Origin of the sequence: Catenulispora sp. MAP12-49 (genome assembly GCF_041262705.1) — a bacterium.
Classification (GTDB): Bacteria; Actinomycetota; Actinomycetes; order Streptomycetales; family Catenulisporaceae; genus Catenulispora.
Genome location: NZ_JBGCCP010000046.1, coordinates 1 through 16736, shown reverse-complemented (window position 1 = coordinate 16736; position 16736 = coordinate 1). Strand labels below are relative to the sequence as shown.

Here is a 16736-nt window from a genome sequence, read left to right as displayed (position 1 = left end):
GGCCGAAGCCCCCGAACGGAATCCGTTCGGGGGCTTTCGGTTGTCAACACAGGCGGAACCGGGGAACCGGTCCGGGTTTAGTACCCGAACCAGCAGGAGCCGCCGCAGCGCGCCGCGACGACGGAGTCCAGCGAGCCGTAGACGGCCGCCGCGTAGCGGACGCCGGCGATGATGTTGGCCACCGGGTTGTAGATGTCGCCGTAGCCCGGCAGCGCGTAGGCGTTGAAGGTCGGCTGGATGGTCTGCATCAGGCCGATCGACGGGTGGCCGGCGGCGGCGTTGGAGTCCCAGCCGTTGGTGGCGCTCGGGTTGCCCGCCGACTCGTGCATCACGGTCTGGTAGATCGCGTTGTACGAGACGTAGTAGCCGTGCGCGTTCAGGATCGAGATGGCCTGCTTGATCCAGCCGTCCAGGTTGTTCGCGTACGTGCCGGTCGAAGCCGAGGACGTGGTCACGCTCTGGGTCTTCGTGGTCTGCGTCGACTGGGTCGACTTCACCGGCGCGGACTCCACGACCGGCTGGTTCGAGGTCGAGGCCGGGGCCGCGGTGCCGTTCGCGCCCGGCAGGTTCAGGACCCAGCCGGTGACGATCAGGTTCGGGTCCGACAGCTTGCGGCCGTCGGCCTGGGCCTTGCTCGTGTTGAGCTTGAAGATCTCCGGGTACTTGCTGCCGTCGCCGAGCTTGGCCTGGGCGATGCCGGACAGGGTGTCGCCGGAGCGGACGGTGTAGCTCTCCGAGGCCGGGGCGTCGGTCTTGGGCGCGGCGGCGGCCTTCGGGGCGGCGGCGGCGACCGGGGCGGCGGCCGGCGCGGGAGCCGCGGCGGCGACGGCGGCGGCCACGGCGGAGGCCGGAGCGGGCGCCAGGGCCGGGGCGGCCACGGGGGCGGCGTGCGGGGCCGCGGCGAACGCCGGGGCGGCCGAGGCCAGGGTCGGGACGGCAACCGCGCCGAGGGCGGCGGCGGTCAGGGTCAGGCCGCGGGAACGTCGGCCGAGCACCAGGGGAGTGCGCATCTACGTTGTGTTCTTCCTCTTTGACCGCCTACCGGGTTAGCTGACGGGTTCGGGCGAAAGAGGCTGCCCTACCACTTCGGAAGCGGATTCACCCCATTGGGACGTGGGTCCCCGGTTCCCGTCCGGCGCTTTGCACGCTTTTGGGATTCGGCGTAGGCGCCCGGTGTCCCGATTTCCGGGTCTAGGACCGGCGCGCCTGGTTTGGGACCGTAGCGGGCCGACCCGGGGAAATGCACGCTGAGACGGTCTCGAAAAGGTAACAGTGCGCTAGGTAGCTGCGCCTTCTATATCCAGTGATTGATTTAGGGCCCGAAAATAAGGAGGAATCGGACATAAGGCATTTCGCCGTATGTCCGAGACGCTCTGTGCACGAGCCGGTACTTCGGACTCGCCAATAGGCCGCAGACGGGAGGACACTTCCTTGCGTGAAGGACGCACCAGCGATACTCGGCCGGCAGCAGACGCTCGAGAAATGCATGGCGGCCTTGGCCGCCGGCGGCGGGGTCCTGGTGAGCGGCCCGGCCGGGATCGGCAAATCGGCGCTGTTGGACGCGATCGGCTCGGCGTGTGCGGCCGCCGGGCAGCTGGTGCTGCGCTCCGCGTCCGCGGCGGCCGAGTCCTGGCTCCCGTATCTGGGCCTGTACGACCTGTTCTCCGACGCCGTCGCTTCCCGGCCAGAAGTGGTGCCTTATCACCTGCGCCCGGCCTTCGACGGTGTCCTGATGCGCTCGGTCCCCGACGGGGCGGCCACCGACCAGCTGGCGATCCGCGTCGCGGTGGTCGAGGCGCTGCGCGCGCTGTCCGCGGAGCGTCCGGTGCTGCTGATCCTGGACGACGTCAACTGCCTGGACTCGGCCACCGCCGAGGTGCTGGCCTTCGCCGTGCGCCGCCGCCAGGGCAGCCGCGTGCGCGTGCTGGCGGCCGAACGGCTCTCCGAGGGGCAGGAGCCCACCTGGTGGGGACTGCTGCCGGAGGACGCGGTCGAGATCGCCCTGGGCAACCTGCCCGGCCCGGTGGTCTCCGAACTGCTGCGGACCCGCCTGGGCCTGCGCCCCACCGACAAGCTGTCGCAGCGGATCCGGGACGCCAGCGGCGGCAACCCTTTTTACGCACTGGAGTTGGGCCGTGCCGCACTGCGATCGGGGACGGTGGTCCAGCCCGGCGACCCGCTCCTGGTGCCCGAGCGGCTGCGCGGCCTGCTCGCCGACCGGCTGCACGCGCTGCCCAAGGCCGCCCGCGACGCGCTGCTGCTGATCTCGACCGCCGCCCGCCCGCCGCGCGAACTGCTGGCCGGCCACGAATGGGGACTCTCGCAGGCCCTGGCCTCCGGCATCATCGTCTCCGGGCGGGACCTGGAGCCGCGCTTCGCGCACCCGCTGCTGCGCGAGATCGTGTATGCGGACGCTGATATAGGGGCCCGCCAGGAGTGCCACGCGAAGCTGGCCCAGGCCCACGATGACCCGCTGGAACGCGCGCGGCACCACGCGTTGGCGACCTCGGACGCCACCGAGGGACTGGCTTCCGAGCTCGAGGAGGCCGCCCGCATCGCGGTGTTCCGCGGCGCCCCGGGCACCGCCGCCGAGCTGTTCCGGATGGCCGCCGACCGCACGCCGGCGGACGGCGTGACGGTGGCGAACGGTACCGACAGCTTGTCGGTGAACGGGACCGCCCGCGCGACCCATGCCACCGCCCACGCCTCTACGGATGCCTTTGCCGACGCCTCCGGTGACGTCCCGCAGCCGGACGCCGGCGCGAGCGCGGGCCTGGCGAATGCCGGCGTGCCGGCGGCGGACCCGACCGCGAAACCGGCCGCGGACCCGACGGCGGATTTGTCGGCGCACGAGACGACGCACGATGCCGCGCACCCGGCGACACACGAGACGACGCACGATGCCGCGCACCCGGCGGTCGACAGCGACGTGGCCTCCCGCCGCCGCCTCGAAGCCGCCCGCGCCGCCTTCGACGCCGGCCTGCCGCGCCAGGCACGCGAGGCCGCCGAGGCCGTCGCGGCCGGACCGGACCCGGCCTGCCGCGTCGGCGCGCGCCTGCTGCTGGTCGAGCTCGACGACGACATTTCCGCGCAGGCCGTCCTGCTCGAAGCCGCCGAGGCCGACGCCGCCGGGCGCCCGGACCTGCAGGCGCGCGTCAGCTTGCAGCGTGCCGACCACGCCTTCCGCTCCGGTTCGGTCGAGGCGGCGCTGGCCGCCCTGGGCCGGGCCGAGGAGTACGCCCTGACCACCGGCGACCGGAACCTGCGCGCGGAGTCCATCGCGATGCGCGTCCCGACCGAGATCCAGACCGACCCCGAGCGCGCCATCGAGTCGCTGGAGGAGGCCGAGGCACTGGGTCTGGGCGGGGACCTGACACTGCCCTCCATAGCCGTCCGCAAGTCCCTGATCATCTGGTTCCTGCGCCGCGGCGACGTCGCCGACGCCCTGGCCACCGCGGCCCGGCTGCGCGCCGACGTCGAGCGCGCCGGCCGCCTGCGCGACCTCGGCGACGTGCTGCACCTGGTGGCCTCGGTCAACGAGCGGGCCGGCCTGTGCCGCCAGGCGCACGAGGCGGCGCTGCTGGGCAGCCGGCTGCGCGCCGAGACCGGCTCCTCCAGCGTTCAGGCGCTGATCCTGTCCGCCGCGGCGGAGTTGTCCAACGGCAGTGCGGAGGCTGCCGTGGACTTCGCCCAGCGCGCGATAGAAGCCGGCACCGCCTCGGGCGACTCGGAGTTCACCGGCTACGCGCACGCCTTCCTGGGCCGTGCCGAGCTGCTGCTGGACCGCTCCTCCCAGGCCGCGCACCACCTGGCCCGCGGCAGGACCCTGATGCGCAACGTCGGCATGGTCGACCCCGCGACCTTCCTGGTCGACGCCGACCTGGCCGAGACCCTGGCCCGCTGCGGCTCGTTCTCGGCGGCCGACCGCATCCTCGACGAAGCCCAGGAGGCCGCCCGCCGCCTGGAACGCGACGTCGTCAAGCTCGGCCTGACCCGCGCCCGCCTGCTGCGCCACGGCCTGGCCGCCGACGCCCGCGAAGCCGCCGACCGCCTGCGCGCAGCGATCCCCGCCGAGCACGCCTACCCGCTGGAGATAGCCCGCGCCGAGGTGACCCTCGGCGAGCTGGAGCGGCGCGCCCGCCGCCGCGCGGCGGCCCGCACCGCGTGGGAATCGGCGGCGACGGCCTACGCGGCGGCCGGCTGCGGCCCCTGGCTGCGCTTCGTCCAGGGCCGCCTGGCCCGCCTGGACACCCCGGCCGAGCCGCTGAGCGCGACCGAGCGGCAGATCGTGGAACTCGTGCGCTCCGGCGCTACGAACCGCCAGATAGCAGCAGCCCTGCAGGTATCGGTGAAGGCCGTCGAGGGCAACCTGACGCGCCTGTTCCGGCGCTTCGGCGTGAGCAGCCGCGCGGAGCTGGCCGGCGCCGAACCGGTGTCGCGGGTGGAGCACGTGTGACGGGTCACGTTGCCCTGCGGAATTCCCCACGGTAGTTCACCGTTGAACTAGATGTGCGGGCCCAACCCCCTCCGGGCCCGCACATCTGGCTTCGATCGACCTTTTCGAGCCCCATCGACAGACCCCCACCGATGGGCCCCACCGATAGAGGAGTGAACCGCCGTGCGCGTCGAGATCTGGAGTGACGTCGCCTGCCCCTGGTGCTACATCGGCAAGGCGCGTTTCGAGCAGGGCCTGCAGGCCTTCGCCCACAAGGACGACGTCGAGGTGGTCTTCCGCTCCTTCGAACTGGACCCGACCCTCCCCAAGGGCGCGGTCTCCGACGTGATCCCGATGCTGGCGAGCAAGTACGGAATGAGCCTGGAACAGGCGAAGGCCGCCGAGGAGCGCGTCGCCTCCAACGCCCACGCCACCGGCCTGGAGTACATCTTCGGCGCCCACGACGTCGGCAACACCTTCGACATGCACCGCCTGATCCACTTCGCCAACGCCCGCGGCAAGCAGAAGGAACTCGTCGGCGCCCTGTTCCACCACCACTTCGCCGACGAGCGCTCCCTGTTCGACGACGACCGCCTCGTCGAGCTCGCCGAGCAGGTCGGCCTGAACCCGGACGAAGCCCGCGCGGTCCTCGCCGACGAAACGGCCTACGCCGCCGAAGTCCGCGCCGACGAACAGGAGGCGCAGATGCTGGGCGCGAACGGCGTCCCGTTCTTCGTCCTGGACCGCAAATTCGGCGTCTCCGGCGGCCAGCCCGCCGAGGTCTTCACCCAGGCACTGCAGGAGGCCTGGGCCGCACAGACGCCGGCACTGAAGGTCGTCGGCCAGGCCGCTCCGGACGGCGCGGTGTGCGGGCCGGACGGGTGCGAGATCCCGTAAAGACCCGGGCTAAAACGGCGGTATCCGGAACATCGTGCCGTTATGCACGGCATGCAGGAAGTCGGCGACGCCGTTCCAGTCGATGATGCGCGGGTTCGTCTCCAGGTAGGCGAACGGGGTGCGCGATGCCACGAGCAGCAGCCCGATGAGGACGACCCACTGCAGCGTCGTCATCTGGAATGGCGAGCCGTTCCTTTCGTGCCATCCCCACCAGAGCCACATCACGAGGCAGAAGTTCGTGGCGAGGATGTAGCCCCAGCGCATCGCGTCCCAGCCGGCGAAGGCCAGCAGTGTCGGGCCGCCGGCTGCCGCGGTGGCGAGGGCGGCGTGGGCCCAGTGCAGATCGGGTGACTTCTTGCCGATCAGGTGCAGGACCCAGAAACCGCCGACGGCGAGCACGATCATCGGCAGGTTGATGACCATGATCCCGTGGATCGAGTACAGGTGCCAGGCCTGCTTGGGGGTACGAGTGAACACCTCGTACACGTCGGGCCTCGGCTTCCAGTCGGTGTGCGCCAAGCGGCGCCGGGATCGGTCGATCGCGTCCGCCGCCGCCGGGCGGTCGAGCAGCATGACGGCTCCGGTGACGCAGGCCGGCACGAGCATCGCGATGGCGCGCTTCACCCGTGGTTCCTCGGTGAGGACCACGAAGGCGTAGACCGGCATGACGGTGAGTGCGGCGATCTCATGGACGAGCGGCGTCAACGCCATCACCGCGGCGGCGGCCCAGACCCGTTGCCGGGACCGCAGCCATAGCGCCGCCAGCAGGCCCAGGTACAGGAACTGGTCGAGGTAGCCGGCCTCGTTGAACCAGAACCCGCCGGTCGGGAACAGTAGCCAGACCACAATCAGCACGCTGCGACCCGAAAGCGGGGCCCGGACGAACACCACCCCGAGCACCGTCAGCAATATCGCCAATGCCAGGAACGTCACCCCGGTGTAGAACCAGTAGGAGTACCCGAACAGCGCCGCGAAGGGTTGTAGGACAGTGCCGATCAGGAATCGGCGGTAGAAACCGTCCTGCAGGGACACCGCCTGAAAAGTCGTTGCCCACAGGAGCGGCAGTCGGAATCCGGTGTAGACCGCCGTCGCGACAGCTGCCAAGTAGATGGCCAGGTTGTTCCAACGAAACCCGCGTAGGGACTCGCCCGGCGTCTTCACGGCCTCCGTATCGGCGATTCGCCGGCCTGATTCGCATTCTGCGATCGACACTGTGGATCTCCTGTATTTCTTGCGGTGTTTCTTGCGCGCCCGAATCCGGGCAGCACGACATGAAGAAGTGGCCTGATCTGCTGCTGAGTCCCCGGGAACGCCGGGCTGGGTCAGGTCAACGTGCCGGCAACCGCGGCCAAAGTCGTCTTGTCGTTCGACGTGTTGCTCATGGACGGATCGCCCATGGCCACAACGATGGCCATGACGTTCCCCCTGACCGTGCAGTAGAAATGACGATCCGAGGCGCCGCCGTTCAAGCCGCTCAATCTGCCGGGGGCGCCATTGTTGTCACGCAGCTTGTGATAGATGGCCATACTTCCGGTTCTCTGCGCGGTGATGGTGGTCGTGCTGGCCATCGGGAGATTGGTGCTGGGATCGATAGCACCGTTGTACAGCGGACCCTCGGCGAGGAGTCCTTGGGTGAGGGACTGGAAAGCGGCCTGTGCGTCGGCGGCGTTCGCGTAGGTGAAGAAGTCTTGGTAGGCGAACCCGACGGCAAGGCCCCAAGACCCGTACATGACGACGGTCGCCTTCTGGGCGGCGTGGGCATTTCCCGCCGACTTGTACGACGGGCAGTTGTCCGAGGCGTCAACGCTGAAGACCAGGCTTCCCGTGCAATCAAGAGGCGCGGCGGCGGACCAGTTCGCGAGGCTGTAGAAGGGCACCTGATCTGGACTGAGCGAGGTCGTCGTGATGACGGCCGGCGGGGCGGAGGCGCTCGTCCCGGACGAGGTCGGCGGCGCACTTGATGCGCTTGACGTACTTGTGGATGTCCCTGAAGTGATCGATGTCCCCGATGTCCCCGATGTGCTCGTGGGGGGAGTGTTCGTGGCCGGTTCGTCCGTGGAGCTCGGGACGGTGGCCGGTGTCGAGGTCGGAGCGGTGGTGGGCGGCGTGCTGGTGGTCGCCGCCGGAGGTTGCGGTGTGGCGCCGCGATTCGACGAGGACAAGGCGAACGCGGCGGTCGAGACGGCGGCGACGAGCATGAACGACGTGGCGGACAGTGCGACCCGCTTGCGCCGGGTGCGCCTGCCTCCCCGGATCCGGGCCGCTGTGGCGCCCGGGCCCTGTGCGGCTCCGGCCGCGAGGTCGATGGCCTCCGAGAGGGTGGCGTCGAAATCCTTGGCCACGGCTAGATCTCCCTTCGGCTGGGCTGGGTCTGAGCGGACGACCGCGGCGGCCGGGGTTCGTCCAGGCTGTCCGCGAACTCGGTCAGGTGGGGTGCCAAAGCCCTGCGACCGCGCGCCAGCCGCGCCTTGACGGCGCTGGGAAGCGCGCCGGTCTCGGACGCGATCTCCTCGATCGACAGCCCCGCGTAGTGATAGAGCACGATCGCCCGCCGCTGGTCGGCGGAGATCCTGCGCAGCGCGGCCACGACGGCCAGATGGTCCGGATTCATCCCGGACACCTCGGCCGCCCTGTGATCGCGCCGATGAGCCTTCAGCCGGTTGACGGCCTTGCGCCAGGAGGACACCGCCAGCCGAGCGGCAACGGTGCGCACCCACGCCTCGGGATCGCCGTGCTCGACGGACAGCTTGGCCCACCGCTGCCACGCCCGCGCGTAAGCCTCCTGAACGCTGTCCTCCGCCTCGTGCAGGCTGCCCGTCATCGCATAGATCTGACCGACGATCCGCCGGTACGTCGCGGCGTAGAAGGCGTCGAAATCCCGATCCAGCTCGCCCCCCCATACAGCCCCCTCCCCGTCACGTCGCCACGCCCTCGTTCGCGGCGTCGGTGGGATTACGCGCGGCGGCCGGGGGCGGTTACATCACGGTTCGGTCTCGGTCCCGGCTGCGGAGGATCTTATGAGACTGGACAGCTGCCGCGGGCGGCAAAAAGCTCGCCGGCCGCACCTTGGAGTGCGGCCGGCGAGCTTGTCAGTACGTTGTCAGTACGCGTCAGTGCGTGTCAGTACCCAGTGAAACCCAGACCTCAGTGGCCCCGGTTCCCCTGGTTGTCATCGCCCTGAGCGGATGCGGCCAGCGCCAGCGCCGGGACGAAGTACGCCCCGTCGATGGTGCCCCAGCCGGTCGCCATGTCGTAGCCGGGGCCGGCGCTGGGGCCGGTCACGCCGTTGTCGCTGATGTTGCCGACGGTCACGTCCTGGATGCCCGTGAACTTGCCGAACTTCGCGTTCGTCGACAGGCGGCCCAGTTGGTACAGCGCCGGGTTGATGGTGCCGAGGCGGTGGCCGGCGGCCTGGTCGGCCAGGGCCACCACGCCGGACATGATCGGGCAGGACTCGCTGGTGCCGGCGATCAGGTGCCAGCCCGGGCGGGTGAAGCTGAAGTACACCCATGCCGCGCCCGACAGGGTCGCGCTGAAGGAGATGTCCGGGGTGCCGCGCTGGGCGCCGACCACGTTCTTCACGCCGTCCTGGTAGTCCGGGCGCTTGAACACGTGGGACTGCCCGCCGCCGCCGACGACGCCGCCGGGGTCCAGCAGGTTGTTGTCGTTGCCGGTGACGTCCGGGGCGGTGCGCTTGCCGCTGTCGTCGATCGCCGGGTAGGTGCCGCCGATCGAGGTGACCAGCGGGTCCGCGGAGGGCCAGGAGTTCGCCGGGTAGGGGAAGAACCCGTTGCCGTCGAGGGTCTGGCTGGTCACGCCGTTGTCGCCGGCCGAGGCCAGGACCGTCACGTGGTGCGCCGCGGCGTCCTTGAACGCGTACCGCAGGTCCGTCAGCGAGGAGTAGTCGTGGTTCGCGAACCCGGGGAAGGTGTCCTCGGTGGCGCCGAAGCTCTGCGAGATCACGTCGGGGACGCCGGCGTCGATGAGCGACTTCTCAGCGTTCATCATCTCCGGCAGGCCGGTCACGCCCTCGGTTTCGGCGACGGCGGTCTCGGCCAGCACGATCTTCGCACCCGGCGCCATCGCGTGCGCGTACTCGACGTCCAGCGTCGTCTCCTCGGCCCACCCGACCATGGTCGAGTCGGTCGGGTCGAACGCCGGGATGGTCCCGAACTGCCGGATGTCCACCTTGGTGTCCGGCAGACCCCACTGCTTGTCGAAGGTGTCCAGGTCGGCCTGGATGGTGGGCGACCCGTAGGAGTCGACGATCAGGATCGTCTTCCCCCGGCCGGTGATCCCGGCCTGGTACAACGGGTTCAGGTCGTACGCGCTGCGGTACTGCAGCGGGCTGTAGCAGTTGATGCCCAGCTGCGCCAGACACGCTGATGTCGCCAGCGGTGTCGGCAGGTCTGCCACTTCCCGGCTTCCCCAGGTCATGGGGTGCACCTGGACGCTCTTGCCAGAGCCCTGGATGCCCGCGGACGTCACGGTGGACGCGGCGGTCGAAGCAGCCAGGGTGAACGCGCTCGCTATGGCGAGCGTGAGCGCTCCGGCGCGGGTGGCACGTTTGCGGGTGCTCATGTGACTCCTAGTCTTTGAAAGACACCCCGATGGAACAGTGCACTGTGCACAACACTCAAAAGCCGGGACGTGCGCAATGGCGCTGGCCTGCGGTTGATCGAATCGTTATGCGGGTTCGGGGTTTCGCCCTAGGAGGCGCGATCCGATCCGTCCGGGGCGGGTCCACCCTTGCTGAGCCCTCGCGATCGTTGACGTTCGGCGTATGGGCGGTTACTTTCCGAACCAACGTCAGGGTTCTTAGAACACTCTTAGCAAACTCTGCACAAAACCTTGGCGTCTTGCGCTGGGCCCATGCCACCAAGCATCGGCGCACGCGCTCTCCCCCGCCCCCCTTCGCACAACCCCGCGAAAGGAAGCCCGTGAGACCGCATCGTCCCCACTCCAAGCGCGGCCGTATGCCGCGACTGCTCGCCGCCGGCCTGGCCGTCGGCACCGCCGTCGCGGCCGGCGTCACCGCGCTGTCCGCCGGACCGGTCACAGCGGCCGCCGCCGGCGGACCGGCTGTCACCCCGAACGCGCAAACCCTGGCTGCTCAGAGTGCTGACGCACTCGTCGCCGCCCGGCCCGCGTACCTGCACGCCAGCGCGAACGACCAGTTCGTGCGCCAGCAGGTCATCTCCTCCAACGGCGCCCAGTATGTGCCGTATCTGCGCACGTACTCGGGCCTGCCCGTGGTCGGCGGCGACTTCGTCATCGCCACCAACGGCGCCGGCCAGGTCGTGTTCCAGTCGGTCGCCCAGGACCACGCCATCGGCGCCCTGTCCACCACCCCGACGCTCAGCAGCGCCAAGGCCGCCTCGGTGGCCTCCGGGCAGCTGAAGTCGGTGACCAAGGTCGAGGGCACGCAGCTCGTCGTGTACGCGCTGGGCTCCGCTCCGGCCACGCTGGCCTGGGAGACCACGGTCGACGGCACCGGCGACGACGGCTACAGCCGGCTGAGCGTGGACGTCGACGCCAAGACCGGCGCGGTCCTGCACACGCAGGAGCACGTCGAGCACGGCAGCGGCACCAGCGCGTGGAACGGCCCCAACCCGGTCCACATCGACACCTCGGGCTCGGGCAGTTCGTACTCGATGAACACCCCGAACATCACCAACATGCCCTGTCAGGACGCGGCGAACGACACCACGTTCACCAAGTCCACCGACGTCTGGGGCAGCACCGACAAGACCAGCCGTGAGACCGGCTGCGTGGACGCCCTGTTCGGCGCGCAGTCCGAGTTCAAGATGCTCGCCCAGTGGGACGGGCGCAACGGCATGGACGGCAACGGCGGCGCCTGGCCGATCCGCGTGGGCGACCAGGAGGAGAACGCCTACTACGACGGCTCCCAGGTCCAGATCGGCTACAACTCCCAGGGCCAGTGGATCGGCGCCATCGACGTCATCGCGCACGAGATGGGCCACGGCGTCGACGACCACACCCCGGGCGGTATATCCGGCAACGGGACCCAGGAGTTCGTCGCCGACACCTTCGGCGCCTCCACCGAGTGGTTCACCAACGAGCCGGCGCCGTACGACGTGCCGGACTTCACCGTCGGCGAGCAGATCAACCTCGAGGGCACCGGGCCGATCCGCAACATGTACAACCCCTCGCTGATCAACGGCGACCCGAACTGCTACTCCAGCTCCATCCCGGGCGACGAGGTGCACGCCGCGGCCGGCCCCGGCAACCACTGGTTCTACCTGGTGGCCGAGGGGACCAACCCGACCAACGGCCAGCCGACCAGCCCGACCTGCAACAACTCCACGGTCACCGGCGTCGGCATCCAGAACGCCGAGAAGATCATGTACAACGCGATGCTGCTGAAGACCTCGGGAGCCTCGTACCTGAAGTACCGCGTCTGGACCCTGCAGGCGGCCAAGACCCTGGACCCGACCTGCGCCGAGTTCAACACGGTCAAGGCGGCCTGGACCGCGGTCAGCGTCCCGGTCCAGTCCGGCGAGCCGACCTGCACCGCCAGCACCAACGACTTCTCGATGGCGGTGTCCCCGACCTCGGGCTCGGTCAACCCCGGCAGCTCCCTGTCCGCGACCGTGTCCACCACCCTGACCAGCGGATCGGCCCAGTCGGTGGCGCTGTCGGCCTCCGGCCTGCCCTCCGGCGCCACCGCCTCGTTCAACCCGGCGTCGGTCACCACCGGCTCGACCTCGACGCTGACCCTGAGCACGGCGGCCGGCACACCGGCCGGCAGTTATCCGGTGACCATCACCGGGACCGGCGCCTCGGCGACGCATACCGCGACATTCACCTTGACGGTGAACGGTTCCGGCAGCGAGACCGTGTCGGTCACCAACCCGGGCAGCCAGACCTCGACGGCCGGCACCGCGATCAGCACCCTGCAGATCTCGGCGACCGACTCGGCGGGCAAGGCGCTGACCTACTCGGCCACCGGTCTTCCGGCCGGCCTGTCGATCAGCAGCTCCGGCGCCATCACCGGAACCCCGACCGCCGCCGGCACCTCCAGTGTCACGGTGACGGCGTCCTCGGGCACCGCCTCGGGCAGCACCACCTTCAGCTGGACGGTGAACCCGGCCAGCGGTGGCTGCACCGCCTCGCAGCTGTTGGGCAACGCCGGCTTCGAGACCGGTAGCGCCGCGCCGTGGACCGCCTCCTCCGGGGTCATCGACAACAGCTCGTCCGAAGCGGCTCACTCGGGCAGCTGGAAGGCGTGGCTGGACGGCTACGGCACCACCCACACCGACACGCTCGCACAGCAGGTGACGATCCCGGCTTCGTGCACGACGGCGAACTTCTCCTTCTACGTCCACATCGACACGGCGGAGACGACGGGCAGCACGGCGTACGACAAGCTGTCGGTGCAGGTGCTGAACTCCTCGGGGGCCGTGCTCGGCACCCTGGCGACCTACAGCAACCTGAACGCCGCCAGCGGCTACGTGTCCCACTCCTTCAGCCTGGCCAGCTACATCGGCCAGACCATCAGTCTGAAGTTCACCGGCACCGAGGACTCGTCGCTGCAGACGTCCTTCGTGGTCGATGACACCGCGCTGAACGTCAACTGACACCGGTCCTGCATCCGCAGTGACGTTCTGACCGGCGATGCCCCTTCCGAGACGGGAGGGGCATCGCCGTACCCGATGGTGCGGCCGGCTAAAGCCAGCCCCGCTCCGTCGCGATCCGCGCGGCGACATGCCGTGACGGAGCCCCGGTCTTCTGCATCGCAGAGGACAGATAATTCCGCACGGTCCCCGAAGCCAGATGCACCCGATCGCTGATCTCCCGCACGCTCAAGCCCTCCGTCGTCAGCCGGAGGACGTCGAGCTCCCGTTCCGTGAGCGGGCAGTCGTCCATCATCGCGGCGGCGGAGATGTCGGCGTCGATCCAGCGCTTGCCGCCGTGCACGTGGACGATCGCGCGTTCCAGTTCTCCCGGGTCGACGGACTTCGGCAGGAAGCCGCGGACGCCGGCGGCCAGGGCCGTGCGCAGGACCCCGGCGCGGGCGTGCCGGGTGAGCAGCACGACGGCTTGGTCGGGGCGGGCGGCGATGATGCGCCGCGCCGCCTCCAGGCCGTCCAGGCGCGGCATCTCCAGGTCCAGCAGGACCACGTCCGGGTCGACGTCGACGTCGGCGGCCAGGGCCACCGCCTCGGCGCCGTCGCGGGCCTGGGCCACGACCCGGAGCTGCTCGGACATGTCAAGCAGGCTGGCGAGCGCGCTGCGCAGCAGGGTCTCGTCGTCGGCGATCAGGACGCGGATCACGATGCCCCCCGCGCCGAGGTCGCGAAGGTCGTGCCGGTCTGCGAGGTCTCCAGCGTGCCGCCGAGGGCCGCGAAGCGTTCCCCGAGCCGGGCCAGTCCGCTCAGCTCCTGCGTCGCGTCCGTCGCGCCGTCGTTGACGATGCGCACCGAGTCCGGTCCGAGCTCGACCAGGACGTGCTCGGCCTGCGCGTGCCGCAGCAGGTTGGTGGTGGCCTCGCGCACCACCAGCGCGAACAGCTCGTCGAGCCGGTGCCCGATCGGCGCGCGGCCCCGGACGTCCAGCTCGATCCCGGCCGCGCGGACCAGCGACTCGGAGTTCGCCAGCTCGCCGGCCAGGGTGACGCCGCGCTCGCCGTAGGCCAGGCTCCGGGTCTCGGCGATGGTCTCCGCGATGAGCTGTTCGGCCTCGCGCACGTGCGTCCGGGCCAGGGCCGGGTCCTTGTCGAGCAGCTTGTCGGCCAGTTGCAGCTTCAGCCGGCTGACGTGCAGCGCCTGCCCCTGGATGTCGTGCAGGTCGGCGGCGAACCGGTACCGCTCGCGCATGACGGCCAGGTCCGCCGTGGCCCGGCGGGCCTGGTCGATCTCGAGGTAGAGGCCGAAGCCGAAACGGTTGCCCCGGAACAGGGCCAGGGCGGCGGAGGTCATCGCGGTCACGCCAATGACGGCTGCCGCGTCGCCGAACACGGCCACCGGCAGGACGGCCAGCCCGACGGCCAGCAGGCTCCACCACCACCGCAGGAACGGGGGAGTGTTCGCCACCAGGGCCGCGGACAGGGAGAACGCGACCGCGGCCTGCGGGCTGTGGTGAGTGATCGCGATCGCCCACGACAAACCGTAGGACGCCAGCAGCGCCGCGCCGGCGAGGGCGGGTCGCGCACCGTGTTCCCAGTGCACGCACTGCCAGCAGACCAGAGCCCCGACCGCCAGGGAGAGCACCAGCAAGACCGTCGAGGACTTGCCCTGCGCCACGCCGACCAGGAGCACATAGGCGGCCACCACGAAGACCATGATCCAGGTCGTGAAGCGGCGCATCCGGGCCAGCGCCGGCTCGCCGGCATCGGCGTGCGACCAGGACTGGTGGATCTGTGTCTTCTGGATGTCCGTCTTGGGGATCTCCATCTCTTGGATCTCCGGCGTCATGGCGTCAGCCTAAGCGTGGCCGGTTCCGCGCGGCTCCACCAAGCGTCACCTCTGTGCCTGACATATGTCACGCGGAGTCATGAGAGCCCGGCACTACAGCGATCCCGCCCCCGGTCGGGATCGTGGAAGGCATGAGGGAAGCGACAGAGGACACGGTCATCGAGGCATGGGACGTGGGCTACACCTACAAGGCGAAGCGCGGCTCCGCCGACGGCGGGCACGTGGCCGTCCGGGGCCTCGGCCTCACGGTCCAGCGCGGCGAGACGTACGCGCTGCTGGGCACCAACGGCGCGGGCAAGACGACCACGCTGGAGGTCCTGGAGGGGCACCGGTCGCCGACGTCCGGCCGGGTCCGGGTGCTGGGCGGCGACCCGTCCGACCGCCGCCACGTCCGGCCGCGCATGGGCATCATGCTCCAGGAGTCGGGCCTGGCCGCCGAGCTCACCGTGCGCGACAGCCTCGTGCTGGCCGGCGCGATCTCGGGACGGCGCGACGACGCCGACGCGGTCCTGGAGCGGGTCGGCATGGCCGGGAAACGCTCCACCAGGGTCGCGCAGCTGTCCGGCGGGGAGAAGCGGCGCGTCGACTTCGCGATGGCGGTGTGGGGCTCGCCGGAGCTGGTCTTCCTCGACGAGCCGACGACCGGGCTCGACCCGGAATCCCGCGCCGCCCTGTGGGCGATGGTCGGCGAGCTCAAGGCGGCCGGCACCACCTTCCTGCTGACCACGCACTACCTGGAGGAGGCCGAGAAGGCCGCCGACCACATCGGCCTGATGCACGGCGGCACCCTGCGCCGCCAGGGGACGGTCGCCGAGCTGACCGCCGGGGGCACCACGACGGTGCGCTTCGTGCCGCCCGGGGCCGTGGCCGACATCCCGGTCCCGGTGGCCGGCACGGAGAACGGCCTGGCGGTGATCCGGACCCGCGCCGTCCAGCGCGACGTGACCACCCTGATGCTGTGGGCCGCCGAGAACGGCCACGAACTGATGCGCTTCAGCGTCCGCGAATCAGGACTCGACGATATCTTCCACGCCATCGGCACCGAGGGGACCACACCGTGAACGCCATCGCCGCAGCCGAGTTCAAGATGCTCGCCCGCAACCGCGTCGTGGCCGGCGGCGCGCTGCTGTTCCCCCTGGTCTTCGGCGGCTTCCTCTACTTCACCCGCGACACCCACAAGGCCGGCGGCGCCGTGGCGGGCGTGCAGCTGGTCGTGATGGTCGCGATGGGCACCTACGTCACCGCGACGACGACCCTGGCCTCCCGCCGCCAGACGCTCTACCTAAAGCGGATGCGCGGCGCGGCGGTCTCCGACCGGGCCATCATCGCAGGGCTCGTATCACCGCTGATCGCCGTGAACGCCGTGCAGCTGGCCATCGTGCTCGGCGCCCTGGCCTCCGCCGACGCCCCCGCGAACCCGGTCCTGCTGATCGTCGCGGTCCTGATCGCCGAAGCCATGTTCACCGGCCTGGCCCTGGCCACCGCGGGCTTCTCCACATCCCCGGAACACGCGCAGTACACGACCATGCCCGTCTTCCTGACCGCCACGGTGGCCGCTGTCTGGTTCGAGGCGACCGGCACCGACAGCCTGATCGCCGTCAAGCGCGCCCTGCCCGGCGGCGCCCTGGCGGAGCTGGTCGCGACGGCGTGGAACGGCGGATCGCTGGCGAAGGTGCCGCTGCTGCTGGCGCCGAATCTGGCGTGGGCGGCCGTCGGGGTGCTCGCGGCGCGGGCCTTCTTCCGGTGGGAGCCGCGGAGGTAGGCGCGGGTAGGCGCGGAGGCAGGTCAGGCGGGAAGTACGCACTTGCAAGTGCGTACTTCCCGCCAGAGAGTGGCTCTCCCATAGTGAGTCGCATGACCCGCGCAGCAGAACGATCCTGTTGCCCATTTATTTGGTTAAGCAATGAGGGCGAGTTCGAGGCGGGAGAGGTGGCTGGTGCGGGTGCGGTCCAGTGGCTTGTCGTTCC

General features: G+C 70.2%; 12 protein-coding genes and 1 riboswitch. Of the genes, 5 read left to right on the top strand and 7 right to left on the bottom strand.

The window, feature by feature from the left end; translation table 11 throughout:
* Positions 1-77: 77 nt before the first annotated feature.
* On the bottom strand, positions 78-1010 hold the full coding sequence (locus ABIA35_RS43970; RefSeq protein ID WP_370340822.1) for a transglycosylase SLT domain-containing protein: 933 nt from the start codon (positions 1008-1010) through the stop codon (positions 78-80).
* Between the two features lie 11 nt (positions 1011-1021).
* Positions 1022-1173, bottom strand: a riboswitch (cyclic di-AMP (ydaO/yuaA leader).
* 262 nt (positions 1174-1435) lie between these two features.
* Between ABIA35_RS43970 and ABIA35_RS43965 the strand changes: the two genes are divergently transcribed.
* Both ABIA35_RS43965 and ABIA35_RS43960 read left to right on the top strand, forming a co-directional pair.
* Positions 1436-4456 (top strand): AAA family ATPase, encoded by a 3021-nt coding sequence (locus ABIA35_RS43965; RefSeq protein ID WP_370340824.1) that lies wholly within the window; start codon positions 1436-1438, stop codon positions 4454-4456.
* Positions 4457-4618: 162 nt separating this feature from the next.
* Positions 4619-5332 (top strand): DsbA family oxidoreductase, encoded by a 714-nt coding sequence (locus tag ABIA35_RS43960; RefSeq protein WP_370340826.1) that lies wholly within the window; start codon positions 4619-4621, stop codon positions 5330-5332.
* Between the two features lie 9 nt (positions 5333-5341).
* On the opposite strand, the gene ABIA35_RS43955 is transcribed toward ABIA35_RS43960, so the two are convergent.
* From ABIA35_RS43955 to ABIA35_RS43940, 4 genes are all read right to left on the bottom strand, one after another.
* On the bottom strand, positions 5342-6544 hold the full coding sequence (locus ABIA35_RS43955; protein WP_370361957.1) for a hypothetical protein: 1203 nt from the start codon (positions 6542-6544) through the stop codon (positions 5342-5344).
* Positions 6545-6654: 110 nt separating this feature from the next.
* The gene (locus ABIA35_RS43950) at positions 6655-7674 is read right to left on the bottom strand and encodes a hypothetical protein (protein WP_370361956.1); all 1020 of its coding nucleotides are present in this window, start codon (positions 7672-7674) and stop codon (positions 6655-6657) included.
* A gap of 2 nt (positions 7675-7676) precedes the next feature.
* A complete protein-coding gene (locus ABIA35_RS43945) occupies positions 7677-8219 on the bottom strand; it encodes a SigE family RNA polymerase sigma factor (protein ID WP_370361987.1) in 543 nt (180 codons plus the stop codon).
* Positions 8220-8476: 257 nt separating this feature from the next.
* Positions 8477-9913: a S8 family serine peptidase gene (locus ABIA35_RS43940; protein ID WP_370340834.1), complete on the bottom strand. Its 1437-nt coding sequence runs from the start codon at positions 9911-9913 to the stop codon at positions 8477-8479.
* A gap of 395 nt (positions 9914-10308) precedes the next feature.
* Here ABIA35_RS43940 and ABIA35_RS43935 point away from each other — a divergent pair, with 395 nt between their 5' ends.
* A complete protein-coding gene (locus ABIA35_RS43935; RefSeq protein WP_370361986.1) occupies positions 10309-12933 on the top strand; it encodes a M4 family metallopeptidase in 2625 nt (874 codons plus the stop codon).
* Between the two features lie 88 nt (positions 12934-13021).
* On the opposite strand, the gene ABIA35_RS43930 is transcribed toward ABIA35_RS43935, so the two are convergent.
* Positions 13022-13630, bottom strand: coding sequence for a response regulator (locus ABIA35_RS43930; protein ID WP_370340838.1), 609 nt, complete (start codon positions 13628-13630; stop codon positions 13022-13024).
* Positions 13627-14769, bottom strand: a complete 1143-nt coding sequence (locus ABIA35_RS43925; RefSeq protein ID WP_370340839.1) for a sensor histidine kinase — start codon at positions 14767-14769, stop codon at positions 13627-13629. Before ABIA35_RS43925 ends, ABIA35_RS43930 begins: the two co-directional genes overlap by 4 nt.
* A 131-nt stretch (positions 14770-14900) precedes the next feature.
* Between ABIA35_RS43925 and ABIA35_RS43920 the strand changes: the two genes are divergently transcribed.
* Positions 14901-15830 (top strand): ABC transporter ATP-binding protein, encoded by a 930-nt coding sequence (locus ABIA35_RS43920; RefSeq protein ID WP_370340840.1) that lies wholly within the window; start codon positions 14901-14903, stop codon positions 15828-15830.
* Positions 15827-16531: an ABC transporter permease gene (locus tag ABIA35_RS43915; RefSeq protein ID WP_370340841.1), complete on the top strand. Its 705-nt coding sequence runs from the start codon at positions 15827-15829 to the stop codon at positions 16529-16531. The genes ABIA35_RS43920 and ABIA35_RS43915 overlap by 4 nt, the downstream gene beginning before the upstream one ends.
* The last annotated feature ends 205 nt before the right edge of the window (positions 16532-16736 follow it).